Annotated in this window: 17 protein-coding genes, 1 pseudogene and 1 riboswitch; of the genes and pseudogenes, 10 read left to right on the top strand and 8 right to left on the bottom strand. The window is 45.2% G+C overall.

The window, feature by feature from the left end; all coding sequences use genetic code 11:
* The 6 genes from G9G54_RS04765 to G9G54_RS04740 form a co-directional block, all read right to left on the bottom strand.
* The gene (locus tag G9G54_RS04765) at positions 1-2,031 is read right to left on the bottom strand and encodes a methyl-accepting chemotaxis protein (RefSeq protein WP_165176357.1); all 2,031 of its coding nucleotides are present in this window, start codon (positions 2,029-2,031) and stop codon (positions 1-3) included.
* Between the two features lie 241 nt (positions 2,032-2,272).
* Positions 2,273-3,220: a DMT family transporter gene (locus G9G54_RS04760; protein WP_165176356.1), complete on the bottom strand. Its 948-nt coding sequence runs from the start codon at positions 3,218-3,220 to the stop codon at positions 2,273-2,275.
* A 172-nt stretch (positions 3,221-3,392) separates the two neighbouring features.
* Positions 3,393-3,537, bottom strand: a riboswitch (FMN riboswitch).
* Positions 3,538-3,658: 121 nt separating this feature from the next.
* A complete protein-coding gene (locus G9G54_RS04755) occupies positions 3,659-4,354 on the bottom strand; it encodes an ABC transporter permease (protein WP_165176354.1) in 696 nt (231 codons plus the stop codon).
* Positions 4,347-5,270 carry an ABC transporter ATP-binding protein gene (locus tag G9G54_RS04750; protein ID WP_069291367.1) on the bottom strand — a complete coding sequence of 308 codons (924 nt, stop codon included), beginning with the start codon at positions 5,268-5,270 and terminating at the stop codon, positions 4,347-4,349. Before G9G54_RS04750 ends, G9G54_RS04755 begins: the two co-directional genes overlap by 8 nt.
* 127 nt (positions 5,271-5,397) lie before the next feature.
* Positions 5,398-6,342 carry a sensor histidine kinase gene (locus tag G9G54_RS04745; RefSeq protein ID WP_061829584.1) on the bottom strand — a complete coding sequence of 315 codons (945 nt, stop codon included), beginning with the start codon at positions 6,340-6,342 and terminating at the stop codon, positions 5,398-5,400.
* 1 nt (position 6,343) lies between these two features.
* Positions 6,344-7,051, bottom strand: a complete 708-nt coding sequence (locus G9G54_RS04740) for a response regulator transcription factor (protein ID WP_165176353.1) — start codon at positions 7,049-7,051, stop codon at positions 6,344-6,346.
* 1,177 nt (positions 7,052-8,228) lie between these two features.
* On the opposite strand from G9G54_RS04740, the gene G9G54_RS04735 reads away from it, so the two are divergent.
* The 5 genes from G9G54_RS04735 (at position 8,229) to G9G54_RS04715 (ending at position 13,254) form a co-directional block, all read left to right on the top strand.
* Positions 8,229-9,527, top strand: a complete 1,299-nt coding sequence (locus G9G54_RS04735) for a right-handed parallel beta-helix repeat-containing protein (protein ID WP_165176351.1) — start codon at positions 8,229-8,231, stop codon at positions 9,525-9,527.
* 211 nt (positions 9,528-9,738) lie between these two features.
* Positions 9,739-10,209 (top strand): hypothetical protein, encoded by a 471-nt coding sequence (locus G9G54_RS25220; RefSeq protein ID WP_185156271.1) that lies wholly within the window; start codon positions 9,739-9,741, stop codon positions 10,207-10,209.
* 289 nt (positions 10,210-10,498) lie between these two features.
* Positions 10,499-11,002 (top strand): DUF6933 domain-containing protein, encoded by a 504-nt coding sequence (locus G9G54_RS04725; protein WP_165176350.1) that lies wholly within the window; start codon positions 10,499-10,501, stop codon positions 11,000-11,002.
* A gap of 98 nt (positions 11,003-11,100) precedes the next feature.
* A complete protein-coding gene (locus G9G54_RS04720; RefSeq protein WP_013309242.1) occupies positions 11,101-11,409 on the top strand; it encodes a hypothetical protein in 309 nt (102 codons plus the stop codon).
* A gap of 213 nt (positions 11,410-11,622) precedes the next feature.
* A complete protein-coding gene (locus tag G9G54_RS04715; protein WP_165176348.1) occupies positions 11,623-13,254 on the top strand; it encodes a formate--tetrahydrofolate ligase in 1,632 nt (543 codons plus the stop codon).
* Positions 13,255-13,278: 24 nt separating this feature from the next.
* Here the strand turns inward: G9G54_RS04715 and G9G54_RS04710 are convergent, their stop codons facing one another.
* Positions 13,279-15,009, bottom strand: a complete 1,731-nt coding sequence (locus G9G54_RS04710) for an ABC transporter substrate-binding protein (protein WP_165176347.1) — start codon at positions 15,007-15,009, stop codon at positions 13,279-13,281.
* 107 nt (positions 15,010-15,116) lie between these two features.
* A complete protein-coding gene (locus tag G9G54_RS04705; protein ID WP_165176345.1) occupies positions 15,117-16,109 on the bottom strand; it encodes an ABC transporter substrate-binding protein in 993 nt (330 codons plus the stop codon).
* Between the two features lie 178 nt (positions 16,110-16,287).
* Here G9G54_RS04705 and G9G54_RS25390 point away from each other — a divergent pair.
* The 5 genes and pseudogenes from G9G54_RS25390 to G9G54_RS04680 all read left to right on the top strand — a co-directional run.
* Positions 16,288-16,419 (top strand): annotated as a pseudogene (locus tag G9G54_RS25390) (lysine transporter LysE); the annotation flags it as partial.
* 100 nt (positions 16,420-16,519) lie between these two features.
* The gene (locus tag G9G54_RS04695; RefSeq protein ID WP_165176344.1) at positions 16,520-17,797 is read left to right on the top strand and encodes an outer membrane lipoprotein-sorting protein; all 1,278 of its coding nucleotides are present in this window, start codon (positions 16,520-16,522) and stop codon (positions 17,795-17,797) included.
* Between the two features lie 259 nt (positions 17,798-18,056).
* Positions 18,057-19,253 carry an alanine racemase gene (gene alr / locus G9G54_RS04690; RefSeq protein ID WP_165176342.1) on the top strand — a complete coding sequence of 399 codons (1,197 nt, stop codon included), beginning with the start codon at positions 18,057-18,059 and terminating at the stop codon, positions 19,251-19,253.
* 294 nt (positions 19,254-19,547) lie between these two features.
* Complete coding sequence (locus G9G54_RS04685; RefSeq protein ID WP_007429334.1) at positions 19,548-19,829, top strand: CopG family ribbon-helix-helix protein; 282 nt, start codon at positions 19,548-19,550, stop codon at positions 19,827-19,829.
* A gap of 6 nt (positions 19,830-19,835) precedes the next feature.
* Positions 19,836-20,186 (top strand): type II toxin-antitoxin system PemK/MazF family toxin, encoded by a 351-nt coding sequence (locus G9G54_RS04680; protein WP_007429335.1) that lies wholly within the window; start codon positions 19,836-19,838, stop codon positions 20,184-20,186.
* Positions 20,187-20,188 lie beyond the last annotated feature (2 nt).

Genomic DNA, 20,188 nt, shown 5'->3' with positions numbered 1-20,188 from the left:
TTAAATCTTAAATCGCTTAACCAGCTGTTGCAAATCCTGGGCCATGTTGGACAACTCCTGAGACGAAGATGCGATTTCCTCCATGGCCGCCATTTGCTCCTGAGCGGCAGCAGAGGTTGTCTGCGAACTGTCCGCCGAATTGCGAGACAGACTTGCCAAATGGGTGACAGTAGCCGAAACTTCCTCTGTACTGGCTGAGATTTGTTCAGCCGCAGCGGACACACTTTGGATTTGTTCCACAATATGAGATGTAGAGCGTTCGATATTCGTAAATGCACCTTCTGCATCTTGGCTAATACGTAATCCTTCACCTACCTGGTTACGAACATTACCGTTCATGGTAGCGGTGGAGCGTTGAATCAAATCGAGCATCTGAGTAATGATCTGACTGATGGAATCTGCGCTTTCCTTGGATTGCTCAGACAGCTTGCGTACCTCTATAGCGACTACGGCAAATCCACGCCCGGCTTCGCCAGCTCTGGAAGCTTCAATAGACGCGTTCAGAGACAACAAATTGGTTTGCTTGGCAATGGCGGCAATAGCTGTATTCATCTGCTTCGCATCGTCTGAGAGCTGGGATAGCTCATCCATCAGGCTAGCCGTTTGGCTTACAGCTTCCAGAATACGGTCCATTTGTGTCCGCACATGGCTGATCATTTGACTGCCTTGAGCTACATCATGCTCGGTTTGTCCTGCTGAATCCACGATGGAGCTTGCTGATTCGGCAATGGTGCTGACACCCTTGGCCATTTCTTCAACGGCATTAGCGGTTTGCTCGGATGCCTCGGCGCTGGTGGCTGCATTTTCTGCGGATTCCATAACTGTTTCCGCTACGTGTTGTACGGACTCCGTCGTTTGCTCTGTGCTTTCCTTGATCATCAGAGAAGAGGAAGCAAGTCGGGAGGACGTTTGATTGACCTCGGAAACCATCGTATGCAAGGAATGAGTCATCTGGTCAAAATTCTGTGCCAGTTCGCCGAACTCATCCTTGCTGGATAGGTTAACACGTTCGGTCAGATTTCCGTCACGGACGATGCGTGTTCCTGCTTGCAGCTTGCGCAGCGGAATTAAGAACGAGCGGACCATAAGCACAATGATGATCGCAGCGGCAAGTATGGAAATGACAATCACAATTAGGCTTTGCTTCAGAATCGGTTGGGCTGCATCACTGTAATCCTCCAGATCCGACAGTGCGACAATGCTCCAACCGGTGAGAGGGTCCTTAAGTGTAAAGGCCAGCATATCTCGATTCATAAATTGAATTTGCGACATGGAAGGAGTATCATTTTCGACGGTTGTCGCCACTTCAGGAAGTCCCTCTATGGCGTCAGCCGGTTTTTTGCCTGTCTTGTTAAAGGCTGTTCCAGTCCCAGATACAACTTTATGTTCAGAATCAACAATAATGAGTCCTCCGCGTTCACCAATCTTAACAGACTGCAGACTTTCACCCATCTTGTCCAGATTCAAAGCCAATGCAACAGCTCCTTCACCGTCCTCCAGCGTTCCCGATATATTAACGACTAAATTCCCTGTCGTGACGCTGGCAACTGGAACACCGACGAATACTTTACCCTTTTCCAGCATCGCATTTTTGTACCATTTTCTCTCCCGGGGGTCATAATCGTCCTCCTGTTTTTTCGGTGAACGTATGTATTGCCCTTTCGCATTACCGAGAAGCGCGGCATCTAGCTCGGGATGAGCCTTGACGATGACATCCAACTTTTTCTGAAGGGCCTCTTGGTTGGTACCAATGGAATCAGAATTGATTTCGGTGGTAAGCACGTCCAGGTCTTTCATAATGGGCGCTACATACTGATTGACATTGCTCCGGATCAGATACAGATTCGTGTATACGGAACCGCCCATTTGCTGACTGAGTTGTGTTGTAGCCCCCTGATAGGAAAAGTACCCGATAAGTACGCTCGGAATCAATAACACAGCCAAAAAAGATATTATTAATCTTGTCCTCATTAAATAAAACTGCTTGAGAAACCTGTTCCACCACGGAACTGTTTGTTTTGTTTTAGTCATAGCTCTTGCTCCTCTGTGTCTGATGATCACTACATTGTTTTATTCGACAGAAACCGACTAATTTTATAGATGTAATCTTTGAGAAACGAAGAATAATTACATGTTTTAGACACTTTTTCTGAAAGATAGGTCTAAAGTGCTATATTTTATATGAATACGAATACATAAAAAAGCCAAATCGGAGATGCAAAAGCATCTTCACGATTTGGCTTGGGTGAGTCATGAAAGGGACGTTGAACTGTTAATTTTTTTGCTGACGTGAAATCATAAAGAGCGTAATCCAGATGAGCATAAAACCAGTCAATTGCGCTACAGTGACAATTTGCTGAAAGGCGATCCAGTTAATCACGACACCAACCATGGGAAAGCTCAGTTCTGCCATCGTAGCATAAGACGCTTTGGTCGTACTTAAGCCTTTGTAATACAGCAGCAAGCTGAGAAGACCCGGAAGCAATGCCTGCAATAGCAGATTGATAATCACAGCTGCGCCCGCCCATGTACCGGCAGGCATATTCCATGGCGCATGCTCTACAGAGGTGAGGACAATCAGCAGAGGGAGCGCCACCATGAAGCGGAGGGAGGTTACTGTTTCATATTTCATTGAACGAAGCAAGTAACTTCCCATGACTGTCGAACCGCCCCACAGCACTGCTGCACCGAGTGCAAGCAGACTACCAACCTGAACAAAATCACGAACATGTCCGAAGGGGAGCGACCAACCGAAGGTCAGAAGATACGTCCCGAACAGAGCGACGACAATTAATAATCCAAAATGACGCGGCAACATTTCCTTCAAAATAATACGGGCTAGAACAATAGCGACCAAGGGTTGAAGTTTCTGGAGTAAGAGTACAGCATTCAAATCACCATTGCTGAGTGCCATAGTGAAAATCACGCTGGCCAGAGCCGAGCCGCCCCACGAGACGAATAAAATAGCGAAAACTTGACGAAGCCGTACCGCTTTGAGTTCCTCACGATGTTTCCACAGCATCGGTGTCAGAGCAAGGAAGAGCAGCACATGCTCCATAAGTACAATTTGTGTTGAAGTAAATGACTTTAGCAAAATAATACGAAAAAGCGGGTCTGCGCCCCACAAGGCTGCTCCAATTGCGACCAGCCAAAAACCGCTTTTCATGTGGGAGCTACGATCAAAACTTTTGGATGTTAGTACAGTAGAAGATTGACTCATACTCAATTAGCTCCTTGCGAATACAGGACCGGTGGCACAAAAACCCCCGTCCATGGCGAAAGGCCATGCAAGACGGGGGTTGATCAAATAAACTTGCCGCTTTATGCAAGTTAAATGAAGTTACTGCAAAACTAATAACGCAGTATTCATCCACTTCGCGGCATGTTGATATTTCGATCTTCTTCCATCCGGACTTTACCGTCGGCTTTGGCATCTCACCAAATCAGTCCGTATCCTGTTGCCAGATACAGAGTCGCGGGCTTAGCTCCATGAGCCATACCGCCGGTTGGGAATCTCACCCTACCCCGAAGATCCTTATTCCGTTTTTAATTTCTCCTATAGGATATACCTGTTTTAGAATGAAGTCCAGTGAAAAATGTGTGTATATCTAACAATGATTTTCATCTGTTTTTTGAAAGCGCTCTACGAAATTACATATTACGAGGTAATATCCTTATACTCAATACGTCGAATCGCCGCATAAGCCACAAGCATTCCTAGTAGAGAGAAGCCAATTTGCACGGGGGCTATGGAGCTAAGTGTAGCGCCGTTATTATTGGAGAAAAGCAATGCTACAATCAGGATTGAGGTCACAATGGTGGTGGGTACAGAGTATCTTCGCATCCCCATATACAGCGGAACCAATCCCATAAAGCTGGCAGCAACGGCATTGATCAGCGTCCGTGCTGATTGTTGGCCCAGTATGGAAAGAGTAAGGTTATCCGGTACAATCAAGACAAACTGGTTGAGCAGATGAATAGCAGCCGTAATCATTATTTCCGAAATAATAATAGACAAGAACGTAAACAGCAGCACAACCAAGAGCTTGGCGATCATCAGCTTTTGACGGTGAATCGGATACATAAACAAGATCGTAATCGATTTGGATTTAAATTCTCCGACGATAAAGCGGCATAGCAAAACGGAGGAAAATACAATAAATGTTGCTCTCACAAAATTGTCTATTAGATCCAAGAGTTGAGTGTACTGTGTGAATTCGGGTATTCCTTCACTTTGACTGTCCAGCGCGATAATACAGAGCAGACCAAGAATGCATGCATTGGCGATCAGTGCTGATCGGATATAACCCGCGAGATGAAATTTTTTCAGCTCCAACTGCATCAATTTAAGCATGGAGATCACCTCCGTTTAACAGGCGCAAAAAGTAGTCTTCCAGCGTGCTGCTTTTCTGATGAATGGAATCCACCTCTATATCATTTAAAATGAGCGTTTTCGTAATTTGTTTCTGCGGTACATTTGAATCGTAAATACGTATACTCTGTTCATTTAGTACCCTAATATTATTCAGATTCAGATGATGGGAGAGGACGTAGGTCGCTTTTTTACAATCGTTGGTCGTAAATTCGATATATTCCGTATTGGTTTCCCGCACCTGCTCCATCGATACTTCCTCAATCAGTCGTCCGTGATTAATCACGCCTACCGTATCCGCAATCTGCTCTATTTCCGCTAAAATATGACTGGACACGAGCAGAGTCATCCCATATTCCTTGCATAGCATGTGGAATAATTGGCGGATTTCCTTGATTCCCACGGGGTCCAGACCATTAATGGGTTCATCCAAAATGAGTAGCTCTGGCTTAGTCGCAATAGCGCGGGCAATCCCGAGACGTTGCTTCATTCCCAGCGAAAAATCCTTTACCGGCTTGTCATCCGCATTTCGCAAATTCACTAATTCCAGGGCATCCCGAACAGCCTGCTTATTGTAGTAGCCCATGTATTCACAATGAAGTTCGAGATTTTGCTGTGCCGTCAGCCTGTCATAAAAAATCGGGTATTCAATAATCGAACCCATCCGTCCGAGCAGATGATACGATTTTGGCGTTAATTTCTCACCGAATAATTCAATTTCACCCGATGTTGGCTTGAGTAAATTTGTAATCATTTTCATCATCGTCGTCTTGCCTGCCCCGTTAGGGCCGAGAAAGCCATAGGTTTCTCCCTTGCGCACATTCATACTGACTCCCGCTACAATTTCATTGCCCTTCAGGGCCTTGGTCAACTGATGTGTACGTATTACGTAAGTCATGGGTGTTCTCCCTTCGTATACTGCTGATAATTCAAGGATAAAGGGCGAAATGTTCATTTTTCTTTCGTGATTCTTACAAATTTATTAAGTTGAGCACAAATCGAATTATGCAAAATGCTGAGTTCGATTAATAGTTGATTTTCTTCAATGTAAAAGAGAAGACCGTCCGCTCATAAGGTCTACTAGTCAATTGAATTTCTCCGTTCATCGTTTCAACCAGGCGTTTGGCAATCGTGAGGCCCAGTCCGCTGCCTTGTACCGCCTTATTACGGGAGTCCTCCAGTGTGTACATGCGTTCAAAAACTTTATCTTGCTCAGATTCCTGTATGCCTTTGCCACGATCCCATACCTCTATACGCACTGTATCCTGCTGTTCCAATAGAGCCAGACCCAGCGTCCGTCCATCTGCCCCATAGCGAATGGCATTCGAGATCAGATTGTTCAGCACCCGCCCAATCGCTCCTTCGTTCCCCAAGGCATGAATGGGGTGCTCCGGGATTTCAATATGCACAGTAAACCCCTGTGCGGTCAGCAGGTCATAAAACTCCAAAATGCTGCGTCTGCACAGTTCTCCCACTTCCAGTCGAGTCAACGGAATATCCGTATCATTAGCCTCCAGCTTCGCCAAGCTAAAAAAGCTTCCGATCAGCTCAATCGCTTCGCTTGTCTTTTGATGAATTTTGGATAGCAGCTTTATACGTTCTTCCGGCAAAATAGTCGGATCGCCATCCAGCATCTCGGCATATCCAAGCACAACCGTAAGCGGGGTCTTGAGATCGTGGGAAATGTTCGAAATCATTTTGCGCATGGCGATTTGGCTACGGTTGTAATCTGCAGACACTCTGAGATTCAAGTCCAGCAGTCGGTTAATTTCCGTCATGAGTCGTTGCAGTTCAACGTCACCTGTGACATATAGCAGCTTTTCCGCATGATTCACCGTCACAATCCGCTCTAGTAGGGTTCGGATATCCTTTATTTTGCGCTTATAGGCCATACGCTCCCGCCAAAGCCATACTATAACGACTGACATGATGAGGCCGACAATCCATTCAGAAATGTTTTCGATGTTCATATCAGCCATTCTCCCATTTGTAGCCAATGCCCCATAGCGTTTTAATGTGGACAGGATGAGAGGGATCTTCTTCGATTTTCTCACGCAGGCGGCGAATATGGACGTTAATCACGTTCTCGTCGCCCATATAATCGTCTTTCCAAATAAATCCGTATAATTGTGCTTTTGTAAATACCCGGTTCGGATTGGCTACAAATAGCTTCAAAATATCGGACTCTTTGGCTGTTAGCTGAATTTCATTTTCATTGCGTATGACTGTAAAATGATCAAAATCAATGCGCAGACTGCCGTAGGTCAAAACTTGTGCTTGCGGCTGTTCCTCCTGTTGTTGCTGACGGGCATATGTAGTAGATCTGCGGATCGCGGACTGAATACGAGCTGTCATTTCCAGCATTGAAAAAGGTTTGGCAACATAATCGTCTGCCCCAAAGCCCAGTCCAAGCGCTTTATCCACGTCGCTGTCCTTGGCTGACATAATCAGAATCGGCACGGCGCTGTGGGTACGGATCCGGCGGATCACCTCCATACCGTCCACCTTCGGCATCATCAAATCCACCAGTACCAGTTCATAGGTATGACGTTCAAAGGCGAGAAGCCCTTCTTCCCCGTCATAGGCGGTAGTTAAATTGTAGCCTTCCTTGCTGAGTGCTTTGAGTATCATTTCGGCAATGGATAGATCGTCTTCAATTAGTAAAATATGTTGTGACATAGGTGTGGAACACCCCTAATTTTTAGATTAAGCTCGCGTGACGAACTGTACCTGAATTATATAGAGCAGTGGAGGGGATTTCCACAAAAAATATCCAAAGAGAAAATGAAAACTCCCTGGATTGCCCCAGGGAGTTACGTAATCAGTCGTTTGCATCATTCGCGTTCAGGCGCACGCGAGTCCTATAGTATTTATTTGGCTTTTGTAAAGGAAGAGGCTTAGATCAGGGGAAAAGTTTGTGTGCCTTTATAGACCCAAAGTAAGTATGTTTTTCCCAACCGCATAAATGTATGAAGTAGTAAATCTCCTAGAGCCACAAGGGGTAGGATTTCAGTGAGGACAACTTGCGATTAATGGTCAGTTTAGTATTTCCTAATTGGTACTCCAAAAAAGAAAGAAAGTTTTCTGCAACTAATCTATCAAAAAATATAACGTAATCATGGCAATAGTTAAGAAGTGTTGTGGGAGATAGTTTTCTTTTCCTGCTTTCAATAAACTCGTTACAAACCAGGGAAGATCGGACAATTTTTCATCAATTCGATTCATGTAGTAGACTTTCATTTTTTGCCTATTTTAACCATAATATTGTAAAAATATATTTTTATATTACATGACTTTATACCTAAAAATGTAATACAAAAGAATTATTTAGTAATTGAGTTATACATATCTCTGTAATTTGAGCCGATGAAACTCATGCGCCGGAATAATATGGAAGGAGGTCTTCTTTGTACCAGGAGATTAGCCACAATTCACTAATGAAAAGAAAAGTTTATATGCAGAGAAAATTGCGCAAGCTCATGTTGTTCCTGAGTGTTATGAGTTTAGTATATCGCTACCTTTTTCATCGAACACGGTTAATGCTGCTGCAGATCCCGAATGACGGAAAATTTAGGACGTGGAATCGTGGCTGCACGCAGCGGTTTCCAATACTATTGTAAGTTGGAATTTATTGAAACCCAACCCTGAAAACTTTAGATTTAACATCTATCGATTTACCTATGACGATCAAGAAATAAGCTAAATGATCCCGTTCTTTTGGAAGGGATAAACTTGGGCGTGAAGAGGCGGGGAAATTCAATGATTTAGGTTACATGTAATTTTGTTTTTCATTTAAAGATCCTTGTAGTTGTTAGCACAGCATCAAACAATTGATTGACAAAAGGAGAAATGATTTATGAGGAAATTTGGAAGTTTATTTATGATCTGTTGCATGCTTGTAGCCATGTTTATGACAAGTTCTGTTTATGCAACTAAAAACACTCTAGATATGAAGGAAGAGACAGCAACAAGTACGACAAGCTATTATGTTTCTCCAACTGGCAGTGATAAAAATGCAGGAACTAAAAGTGAGCCATTTAAGAGCTTGATGCAAGCACAATCAGTAGCTTCGTCTGGGGATACAGTCTATATTCGTGAGGGAGTTTATGATGATTTTGATATTGCAAAAACCGATAGTAATTATAATTATGTAAATGCCTTTAATAAGAATGGGATTACCTATGAGGCTTATCCTGGGGAAAGACCTGTGTTTAATTTCAAAAATGTACCAACGAATCTACGTGTGGCAGCATTTTTTGTGGCTGATAATGTAACGGGCATCACTTTTAAAGGATTTGATGTGATCGGAGTTAAAGTAGGTGATCAAGCGCAATCAGAAGCTTTTAATATTAGAGGACAAGCCGATTTCGTGAATATGGCTGCTCATGATAATGAGGCCATTGGTTTTTACTATACTGGAAATGGATCAGGAACTGTTCTTAATTCGGATTCTTATAACAATATTGGACCAACACAAATATCAGCTGGTAATACAGATGGTTTTGGTGCTCATGGAGGGGCTGTTACCTTCATTAACTCTCGTGCATGGAATAACAGCGATGACGGATTTGACAGTATTAGTTCAAAAGGCCCAGTGATTTATGACCATTGTTGGTCATTTGATCATCAGGGTAATCAGAACGGTATCGGCAACAAAAATGGGTTTAAAGTCGGCGGATATGCGTACAGAATTACGGGAATTCCAGATCCATTGCCCGTTCATACCGTAAAATATTCTTTAGCTGTGAATAACGGTGCTAGTGGCTTTTATGCGAATCATCAGCCTGGACAATCAGCTACCTGGACCAATAACACGGCCTATAATAATAGTAGAGCCAATTTCGATATGCTGGAACGTGTTAGTCCAACGGACATAACCAATATTCCCGGTTACAGAGAAGTTTTACATAACAACATCGCTTTTATGGGCCGGGCAATTATTAATGACAACAATTTGCCGGAAAATGTATCTAATAATTCTTGGACCATCAACGGAGGACTTGAAATCACGGCAGAAGATTTTGTAAGTCTGGATACGGCCCAATTATCTGCACCAAGAAAACCAGACGGCAGTTTACCTGATGTTACGTTTATGCTTCCTGTAACTTCCAGTACTCTTTACAAATACAATTTAGGCTACCTTGCTGATAAATAAAATTTCTAACATCTTCCAAATGAAAGAAACGATAATAATGAATTTGTGTAATTTGATCTAACGATAGCTCTAGATAAAAGAAGGTGATGTCCAGTATATTTACAGACATCACCTTTTTAATGATTTTAATATTTTACAATTGCTACGTTCAAAGAACTACGCCATCTGGTACCACGATATCCGATTGTACTTTTCCATCAGGTAGATTCACATGTATCACCTTTACGATACCAAGTGGCGTTATGAAGGTGCCTTCCATCCACTCCAGATCGCCAAGCTACGGCTTAACACTTATGGTCCTGCAGCCCGGCTTAACCGGACGGATATCCAACACGTATTCGGAGAGCCATGCCGTCGGACCCGATGCCCAGCCATGGCACAAGCTATGGCGATAGCCCTGGTAACAATAACCTCCATACGTGCCATGTACGTCAATCTTTCCTTCCGGCGTCAGTTCGTACATGGAGCTGCTGTGAAGCGCAGTTATAGCTCTCATCGTCATACATACATGATAACGTGTAGCTTCGATCGGAAACGGGAAGTACAACCTGATTCGATGAAAAAGCGGGCTGTAGGGACGCCTGTCAGCCTATTTGTGTTAACAAGAGATGTATTGAAATTGCTTAAATGGCCGCATAGGGATGTAGAAGTAGTGGTTTTAACTGCAACATATGATTATTAAAATTGATGAATATTGGACTTTTTCGTAAATTCAAAGATGTTTAAACCACCACATAAGATAGTATTTAAATCCGCTCATGAGAAGTAAGTGAGATTACTGAGGTCAACTCAACCCTAACACAAGATGTAATCAAATTACTAGCAGTTACAGTTCTCCTATATTATACTGAAAGAGTTTATAATTCGATGTTTGGAATACGGTGTTATGATATCCGGGACATTCCTCATATGAGAGATTAGGTATGTCGAATTACGCTGCGGTACAGGACCGTCAATAAAGGAGAGCAACGATGTTTGTTATACGAGGAACACAAAAACTGCTGAAGGAATGGGAGACTGAACCACTTCAAGTTGATATTTATCCGCCTTTAAATAGTTGGCATGCCAGCTTGTTTTTACTTAATCGAAGAAAAAATATAGTGTTCATGCATGATATATCCCGCTTAAGCATCACGCTTTTTGGGATCAAAAAATCGCAGTACAACAACCTGCCAGTTCTTTTTGTGCAAACTTTGAAGGAATTAATGATCAGTGAAGGCTTTGATGAACAGATTGTAAAGGCATACACACAGGAAGGCGAGCAGATGCTGGCTACGACGACGAATAGTCATAGTGTAATGGGCACCTTGGATGAGATTATTTTCATCATGAAGGAACTGGATATGGAGCATGGGTGTGAGCTGGAAAAAAACCAGTGGAATAACCGGATTGTTTTCAAAACTGTAGAATACAAGTACCCTGTTGATGTTTTTAAAGAAATGCTAGAAAAGCATTATAAACTAGAGAGTATTTGAGAAATTTATGATTTTACGAAATGAGTTCCATTTATTCCCTCTGTCCTATATAATCTAATATAGTTCTAAAAGACTATATAAAGAGAGGTAAGGGGTAAATGAAGATTAAATTAAGAAATAAAACTGGAATGATTAAGGAACGCAAAGTAGGTTTTTCATGGACTACGCTCTTTTTCGGTTTTTTCCCTGCGTTGTTTAGAGGGGATTGGAAGTGGGCAGTTATTATTTTTCTGGTGTCGATCCTTACGAGTGGGGCGTCCAACTTTGTATTTTGCTTCATTTATAACCGCTTACATATTAATGATCTGCTGTCCCAAGGCTATGGTCCTGCTACTAAGAAATCCCAAGCTATCCTGATTTCTAAGGGATTTATTGCTGAAAATTACGCTGCTAACTTTGCAGGTTAAATTGAGAGCTGTTTGTTAAACGAGACGTATCAAAAGAGCATCCACCAAAGTCCATGCGGGCGGGGAATGCTCTTTTTTTTATAACTCACATGATAGCAACGCTTGCGATGAAATGAATCATAGCGCAATAAGCGGCACACTTTGGTAAAATAAAACGATACAGGGTTTGACACCATCGGTCAGACTTATAAAACGGGGGGTACATAACGAAAGATGAAGAGGATTATTGATATAGCCAAAGAAGCAGGCATTGAAGAAGAACATCTGGAGACGTATGGAAAATATAAAGCGAAGCTGAATCCGTCCCTGTGGGAGCAGTTAAAGGATCGCCCGAATGGAAAGCTGGTGCTGGTTACGGCAATGAATCCCACGCCGGCGGGAGAAGGAAAAACGCTGACAACCATCGGGCTGTCACAGGCGCTGAATGCGCTGGGGCATAAAACCGTTGCTGCGTTGCGTGAGCCGTCCCTTGGCCCTTGCTTCGGTATGAAAGGAGGAGCAACCGGGGGAGGACAAGCCCAGATTGTTCCGGCAGAAGACATTAACCTGCATTTTACAGGTGATATTCACGCGATTTCGGCAGCGCATAATTTGCTGGCAGCGATGATCGATAACCATTTATTTCATGGAAATGCTTTGCGATTGAAACCGGAGCGGATCGTGTGGAAACGCGCTGTTGATATGAACGACCGGAGTTTACGAAATATTGTGACTGGATTGGGGTCAGGTAATGGAGCAGTGAGAGAAAGTGGCTTTCTGATTACCTCGGCTTCAGAAGTGATGGCAGTATTATGTTTAAGTGAAGATATGGACGATCTTAAAGTGCGATTGGGTCGGATGGTGATTGGTTATAACGAAGATGGCGAAACGGTAACAGCTGAGGAACTCCAGGCGGTGGAAGGTATGGCTGTGCTGCTGCGGGAAGCATTGAAACCCAATCTGGTGCAAACGTTGGAGGGAACTCCAGTTATTGTGCATGGTGGACCTTTTGCGAATATTGCGCATGGATGCAGTAGTTTGATCGGTACGAAGCTGGCCCTGAAGCTGGGAGAGGTGGTCGTCACGGAGGCTGGATTCGGGGCCGAGCTGGGCGCGGAAAAGTTTTTTGACATCAAGTGCCGTCAATCCGGTTTGCAGCCAGATGCGGCTCTGTTGGTCGTAACAGCCAAAGCGCTGAAATATAACGGCGGTGTAGCTAAAAATGAGCTGGACGCAGAAAATCTGGAACAATTGCAACTTGGATTAGCCAACATGAACCGGCATGTACGGAATTTACAAAAGTTTGGCGTGCCAGTACTGGTAGCGGTCAACCATTTTGTAACAGATAGCGAAGCCGAGCTGGAACTGATTTTCTCGGAATGCCGCAAGCTGGGAGTACCCGTAGAGTTGTCACAGGTGTGGGCACAGGGGAGCCAAGGGGGAGAAAAGCTGGCCCAAAGCCTGCTCAACCTGCTCCAGGAGGACAAAGCCCATTTTGCACCATTGTATGAGCATACACTTGATTTGCAAGCGAAAATTAGTGTCATTGCGAAGGAGCTTTATGGTGCGGCAGAGGTAGCTTACACTCCTGCGGCCAAACGGGCGTTGGCCGGTATGGAGCAGCTTGGTTTTGGACAACTGCCTGTATGCATGGCCAAAACACCGTATTCTTTCTCAGATCAACCTTCTCTGCTAGGTGCACCGGAGGGCTTTACCATTCACGTGTCCAGCGTTTCTTTGTCCGCAGGGGCAGGCTTTGTGGTCGTGGAAACAGGCAATACTATGACGATGCCAGGATTACCCAAATCCCCAGCAGCTGAGCATATGTCGCTGGAGGCAGATGGAAGCATTCATGGTCTAATGTAGCATCTTTAGAAAAATGGCAGCTTATCAGGATGAAGTGACGAGCAGTTTGGGCAGGGCAGTAAGCAGTTTTTGCCGGGTCATGGCATCGCTCCAGTTCCATCGGTCAGCTTCTACGAAATATACCCGACCTTGACGTACAGCAGGAAGGCTGCGCCAGAGAGGGCTGCTGATCATACGTTCCAGTGTACGTTTGGATTCTGGAACTGTTGGGACAAGCATAAAAATGCGGTCCCCGGCGTAATCAGGCAATTCGTTCGGATCTATTTCTGCGAAGCCTTGTTCCGCGTCGAGCACCTTTTGGATCGGCTCAACGGGCTGAAAGCCCTGTGGGTGGTAGAGGGCCGACGAGAATCCAGACATACCCATGACAAAGAGCCGATCACCATGATCGAAGATGAAGACGGAGGCCGTTTCTCCGGCTGTGATTTGCGTACCGAGCTGCTGCCACATTGCCAGATTGCGGGCTGTAAAGGTAGACAACCAGCGTTCGGCCTCCCGCTCCTTACCGAGCCAGGCGCCAAGTGTACGCATCCGTTCCTCCAGCGTGGCGAAGGAGTTGAAGGTGACGGTGGGAGCGATACTGGCAATGCGCTCATATTCCTGTTCATCCGAATTGGCGATGATAATTAGATCGGGATCAAGAGCGCTGGTCAAGCGAATATCCAGGGGAAGGCCCACATCGACGACATTCACAAGACGATGTTTATAGACGCTGTATTCACTGAGTCGCAGACTTCCACCGATGGCTTTGGCCCCTAATGCCAATAGATCGCCCATCGTTTCTCCATGATAGATGATGCGGCTTGCTCGGCGCGGAATATGAATATGGTGACCCGTCCAATCCTTGACGCGCACAGAACTGGAGACAGAAAGCGCGTACTTGCCAGGGGGAATCCCGGTCATTTGCCTAAACCGTCGATTAAAATAATATTCGTCAGAGAAACCAACCTGACGGGCAATTTCACGTAAAGGCCGTTTGCAATCCAGCAGCAGCCGCTTGGCATGATTCAAGCGCAGCTCAGTGAGGTAATGCAGCGGCTTTTTGCCTGTGATTTTACGAAACATTTGTGAGTATTGCCATATGGAAACGTTCGCCTGCTCGGCAAGTTGTTTGACGGTAATGGGCTTTTCATAGTTGTTTTCCATATATGAGAGAGTGCCTTCTACCGATGCTGGCAATGCCGGATTAGAGGTATTATTTTGATCAATATGGGTGTGGTCTTCCTGCCACAGCAAGAGCAACTTTTGAAACATAATTTGCTGCCGTAATACAGATATCTGGTTATGCGGCTGTATCGTTTGTTGGGTACTATGAAATAGCTCTTCAGTCAACTGAATAAGTTTGGAGGAAGAAGAGGAGACGATGCATTCGCGCGGTCTCGGCAGGACAGGTCCATGATATAGGGATGGCATACGTACTGCGTGTTCACCCAAGGCTATGTCCGCTTGTGGTTCTGACGGCAAAGCGATGACCTCAAACGTGATTTTGTAGTATTCGGGCACAGTTCCATTCAGGGGAGCGATTTGATGGGATTCACCTGGAGCTAGCCAATATCCATGACCTGTATGGAATAGATACTGCTCTGAGCCAATGTCCACCATACCTGTCCCACCGACGAACATAAGCAGACAGTGATATGAATTGGGACGTGATAATAATTCATAGGTAGGCTCACCAATCAACGCAATTTCTTTAAAATGAAAAAGCAGTGAACTGAACGGGGGAGGATATACGGACGACGGAGACTGGTTCACGGTATTGCTCCTTTTATTGAGAATGGTTATCATGTATGTATAAGTATACCTCCTTTAGGTTCAACAAAAAAGAAGCTATCAACAAGTGTCGATAAGCTTCTCCAATTTTATTTGATGAGCTTGGGCAATTCCTCCAGCAGCCATTCTCGAGTGGAAGCATCACTTTCAGTTTTGCCAATATCCTGAGTGTACACATGCCCCTGTTGGACAGCAGGGAGCTGGAGCCACAGCTTGCTTTTCATTAACTGTTCGGTGGATTGTTGGGCTTCTGAACTTGGTGTTCTTAGTATGAAAATCCGGTCTCCAGCGTATTGTCCGATCACTTCCTGAGATATTTGCACAAATCCTTTGTCTTCATCCAGGGCTTTCTGGATAGGAGGGGTAGGTTTGAAACCATTCTTTTCATACAGTATTTGTGACAGTCCTGTCCGTCCCATTGCGAATAAACGATCACCTGGATAGTAGGTAAAGACTGAAGCTGTTTCCCCCGCCTTAACACCCTCTGCGTGAAGCTTGGTCCACATCTCTGCTTCCTTTATTTTATATTGGGCAAGCCAATCTTCAGCAGCCTTTTTCTTGTTCACAATGTCTCCGAGATGCAGCAAACGTTCGTTTAACGGGGCAAAGGTATCGAACATAATTGTAGGTGCAATTTTTGTTAACGCTGCGTATTGCTTTTCATCCGTATCGGCGGTAATGATCAGGTCAGGCTGTAGTTCCAAGGCTTTTTCCAAATTAATTGGAAAGCCCAGATCGGCCACGTTCTGAACCTGCTTCTCATAAACCTTGCCTTCAATCATAAAAGTCGATGTACCTACAGCTTGTACGCCTAAAACCAATAAATCCCCGTAGTTTTCTCCAAAATAAGCAATGCGTTGGGGAGTCGTAGGAATCTTCACTGTATGTCCCTTATAGTCTGTGTAGTCACGAGTTGTGGTAGCTTCCGATGTTTTTGTAGATGCTGTTGTGTTGCTGCTTGCAGTCTGATTGTCAGATGCACCGCATCCCAGCAGCAATGCCCCCATAAGAAAGAAAAGGTAGATCAGAGCAGTGTATTGTCGAGTAGAATTTTTGTTGATTGTCGAGTTCTTGTTGACCATAACAACCTCCGTATAATAGAATGATTCAGAATTTTGTAAATGAGAATTATTATCACAAAAGCAATGATAAGCGCTGAACCCTCAATACTCAATGGACAAACTTGGTCAATAAATCCGATTTTGTACAAAATAAGTCTCATGTGTTCTCAGCTCATTTCAGGCTTCAAATTTTATTGATTTGTCATTATCTGTTGTACAGGTGATCATGTGGCTCATTGGAGCTATATTTTTGTGTTACGTGGGGTACGACAGCATTAAAAATGCAGATCATGATATTGCGCTAGAAGGAGAGAAAAAGACGAAATCATTAGGATACGCGCAAGCTTGTCATGCCAGTCTGCATAAATCGAACAAGTTCTTCATAGACATGTACTAATTCATTTAAAACATGTGCTGAAGGGGTTGATGACATGCGCCGGATTTCATGGATGCTTGCCATGGTCATGTGTGTAACGCTGCTGCTGGCCGGGTGCGGCAAGAAGAGCGCGGACGATGTGGTTAAAGATTTGAGTGACGTGGTGAGCGACCTGAACAGCTACCACGGTACAGCTTTGATGACGCTGCATACCGGCGACACGCCGCAGGAATACAAGGTGGATATTTCCTACCGCAAGCCGTCCTATTACCGAATTGCCATGACGAACGAGAAAAAGGATGTTACGCAAATTGTGCTTCGTAATGATGAGGGTGTATTTGTACTGACACCCAGCCTGAACAAAAGCTTCCGTTTCAAAAGCGACTGGCCAAACAATCAGGGTCAAGTATATTTATATGAAACGTTGGTTCGCAGCATTATCGGCGATGCCTCCCGTCAGTTGGCTACCGACGATAAATCCTATGTGTTTGAGGTGGCAGCGAATTACAACAGCCATGCGCTGGTGAGACAAAAGATATGGCTGTCCAAAAATGACTATGCACCGACTCAGGTACAGGTGTCTGATGCGAATGCCAAGGTAGTTGTTGATCTGAAATTCGATCAATTTGCTTTTGATACGAAGTTTGACAAAGACTCTTTTGATATGGAGCGGAACATGGCTTCAGGTAAGACGAGTACGGGTAGCGAAGGGGCGCCATCTTCCGGAGCAGTGGAGCCCAGCGGTCAGCTTGATCCTTCCGGTGCGATAGATGGGACGACTGGCGTGACGTCTGGCGAACCCGGACAAGAGCAGGGAACAGCAGGGGATGCAGTTCAGCAGCCGTCAGGGGAAGCGAAGGTGGACGGTACTGCCACAAATGATACTTCCAAACCAGACGCAGCAGCCAACGCAGATGCGCAGCAACAAACACCAGGCACATCGGATGCCGCAAACGGAACATCAGCGGGAACAGATGCAGCAGAAGCAGTGATGGGTGAGTTCGGCTTGATCGAACCATCCTACACGCCAGCCGGAGTACAGATCAAGGATACGCCGGAGCTGGAGGATAATGGTACACATGCCGTGATGCTGCGGTATAGTGGAACGTATAATTATACCATTGTGGAGGCGCGCCCAAAAGATCGGGCAGTCGCACTAGCCGCAGGCGAACTGGTTGATATTGGAGGAAGCTTTGCCGTTCTGACCGGAAGCGAACAGCAGACGATGACCTGGATGAATGACGGAATCGAGTTCAGAATCACCAGTGCTGACCTGCCTTTGAGCGAAATGATACAAATTGCCGCTTCTATACAGGATCAATCGGGTAAATAAAACTTTATAGACGGATGCAGACGGTCTAGAGTGTAAAAATGCTCTGCTGCCGCCCGTATCCGTCTTTTGTTCATTCGCGGTCTAGGATGTGCACCGCTTGTATGTCGTGTTCATTGTAGAGGATGCTGGCAAACTTCTCCTGCCATTTGACAGCCACGTTTTTGAACATTACCATTAACCTTTGGAAGCAAGAACTTTGCCACACTCCGAATGGTAAAAGGTTATGTTACAGGCTAACAATTGAAGAAGGTGACTGGATTTGCAAGCACAATACAGATCGACCCGGGCCGAAATCAACCTGGATCACCTTGGCGCCAACTATGAAGCTTTTCGCAAGGCATTGCCAGCGGATAAGCTGATACTGGTCTGTGTCAAGGCTAATGCCTACGGACACGGCGCCGTGGAAATTTCAAAGGAATTGGAACGCCTTGGTGCGGATTATTTGAGCGTCGCTTTTCTGGATGAAGCGTTGGAGCTTCGTCATGCAGGGGTTCAGCTACCAATTCTAGTACTTGGTTACACCTCACCGGAAGCTGTACAAACGGCTTGGGATCATGATATCTCATTGACAGTGTTCAGTGAGGAAGTGCTGGAGGGTATCCGCAGACTGGACCGCCAAGGAAACGAACGCAAGTTGAAGGTGCACATCAAAATAGACAGCGGCATGGGAAGACTGGGTTTGCTGCCTGGAGAAGAGGCTATGGCTTTTGTCCGGCAGGCTCATGAATTAGAGCAAGTGCTGCTGGAAGGCATGTACACCCATTTTGCCCGCGCGGATGAAGAAGACAAAAGCTATACACTGCTACAATATGATCGGTTTCGGGGCGTGGCGGAAGCGCTAAGGGAACAAGGTATCACCATTCCCATTATACATACGGCCAACAGCGCCGCTACCATTGATACCCCTTCTCTTTCCCCCAATATGGTGCGGATTGGTATCAGTATATACGGTCTGTACCCGTCTGATGAGGTTAACCGGCAAGCCATTGAACTGCTGCCTGTATTGTCATTGAAGACGGCGGTGGTTTATACCAAGACGCTTCCTCCCGGCTGGGGAGTTAGCTATGGCACCCGGTATGTGACTTCCAGTGAAGAACGGATCGGTACACTGCCAATCGGCTATGCGGATGGATACTCCCGCATGCTGAGTGGGAAGATCGAAGTATTGATACGCGGTCGCCGCGTCCCGGTACTCGGCACGATTTGCATGGACCAGTGTATGGTATCCTTACAATCTTTCGCAGAAGATGCGGAAGAAATCCAAACCGGCGAAGAGGTTGTTCTCATCGGTCAGCAGTCCGGCGAAACTATCGCGGCGGATGAGCTGGCATCCAAGCTTGGTACGATCCACTATGAGGTGATCTGCATGATCGCAGACAGGGTACCGCGTGTATACACACGAGGTCATGTTCCTGTTGTTCGAGTGAACTCGCTTCTTCCAACCCGCTGGAATTAATTTCATAACGCAAATTACCGAATAAAAGCAGGAGTTTTCGCAGAACGTCCCGAAATATGATACAAAGGAAAGAAAAGAGCGCTATAACTGTCAAAAGACGCATCAGGCTCCGCTGACACTTGTATTTCGGGGATCAAACGCCTGTACGAAAACGAACTGCGTAGTTTATAATGGAATGCAGCATAGATGATATACGAATATCATATACATTCTCTTGTATTCCGTTTGAATAAATTACCGGGAATAACGTTATAATGGTACAATGGCGACAAGGTTTTGGGGGTGGAAGAGAAGTTGGCCAATTTGCAGAACACCAAAAGAATAATGATCAGTTTGCCAGATCATCTCTTGCAGGAAGTGGACGGGATCGTAGCTATGGAAAATTCCAACCGCAGTGAATTTATTAGGCAGGCCATGAAGCTGTATGTAGGCGAACGTAAAAAACGTTACATTCGTGAAGCTATGCAGCGTGGATACATGGAAATGGCTAAAATTAACTTAACCATGGCATCCGAAGCCTTTCACGCGGAGGAAGATGCAAACAGCACCTTGGGCCGTACAGTTAGCGGGGTGTAATCCATATTGATCGTAAAGCGCGGCGACGTTTTTTTTGCAGACCTTTCACCCGTAGTCGGTTCCGAGCAAGGTGGCGTCAGACCTGTGCTGATCATTCAAAATGATATCGGCAACCGGTTTAGTCCTACTGTGATCGTAGCAGCCATCACCGCCCAGATTCAGAAGGCAAAGCTGCCTACACACGTGGAAATCGACGCGGCGACGCATGGCTTTGATCGTGATTCTGTTGTTCTTCTGGAGCAAATTCGGACGATCGACAAGCAAAGGCTTACCGACAAAATCACCCATTTAGATGAAGAAACCATGCGCAAAGTGAGCGATTCGCTACAAATCAGTCTCGGTTTGATTGATTTTTAGCG

Source organism: Paenibacillus sp. EKM212P, assembly GCF_011066115.1.
Classification (GTDB): domain Bacteria; phylum Bacillota; class Bacilli; order Paenibacillales; family Paenibacillaceae; genus Paenibacillus; species Paenibacillus polymyxa_B.
Note: the sequence above shows the minus strand (reverse complement) of the source record. Positions and strands in the feature narration are given on the sequence as shown.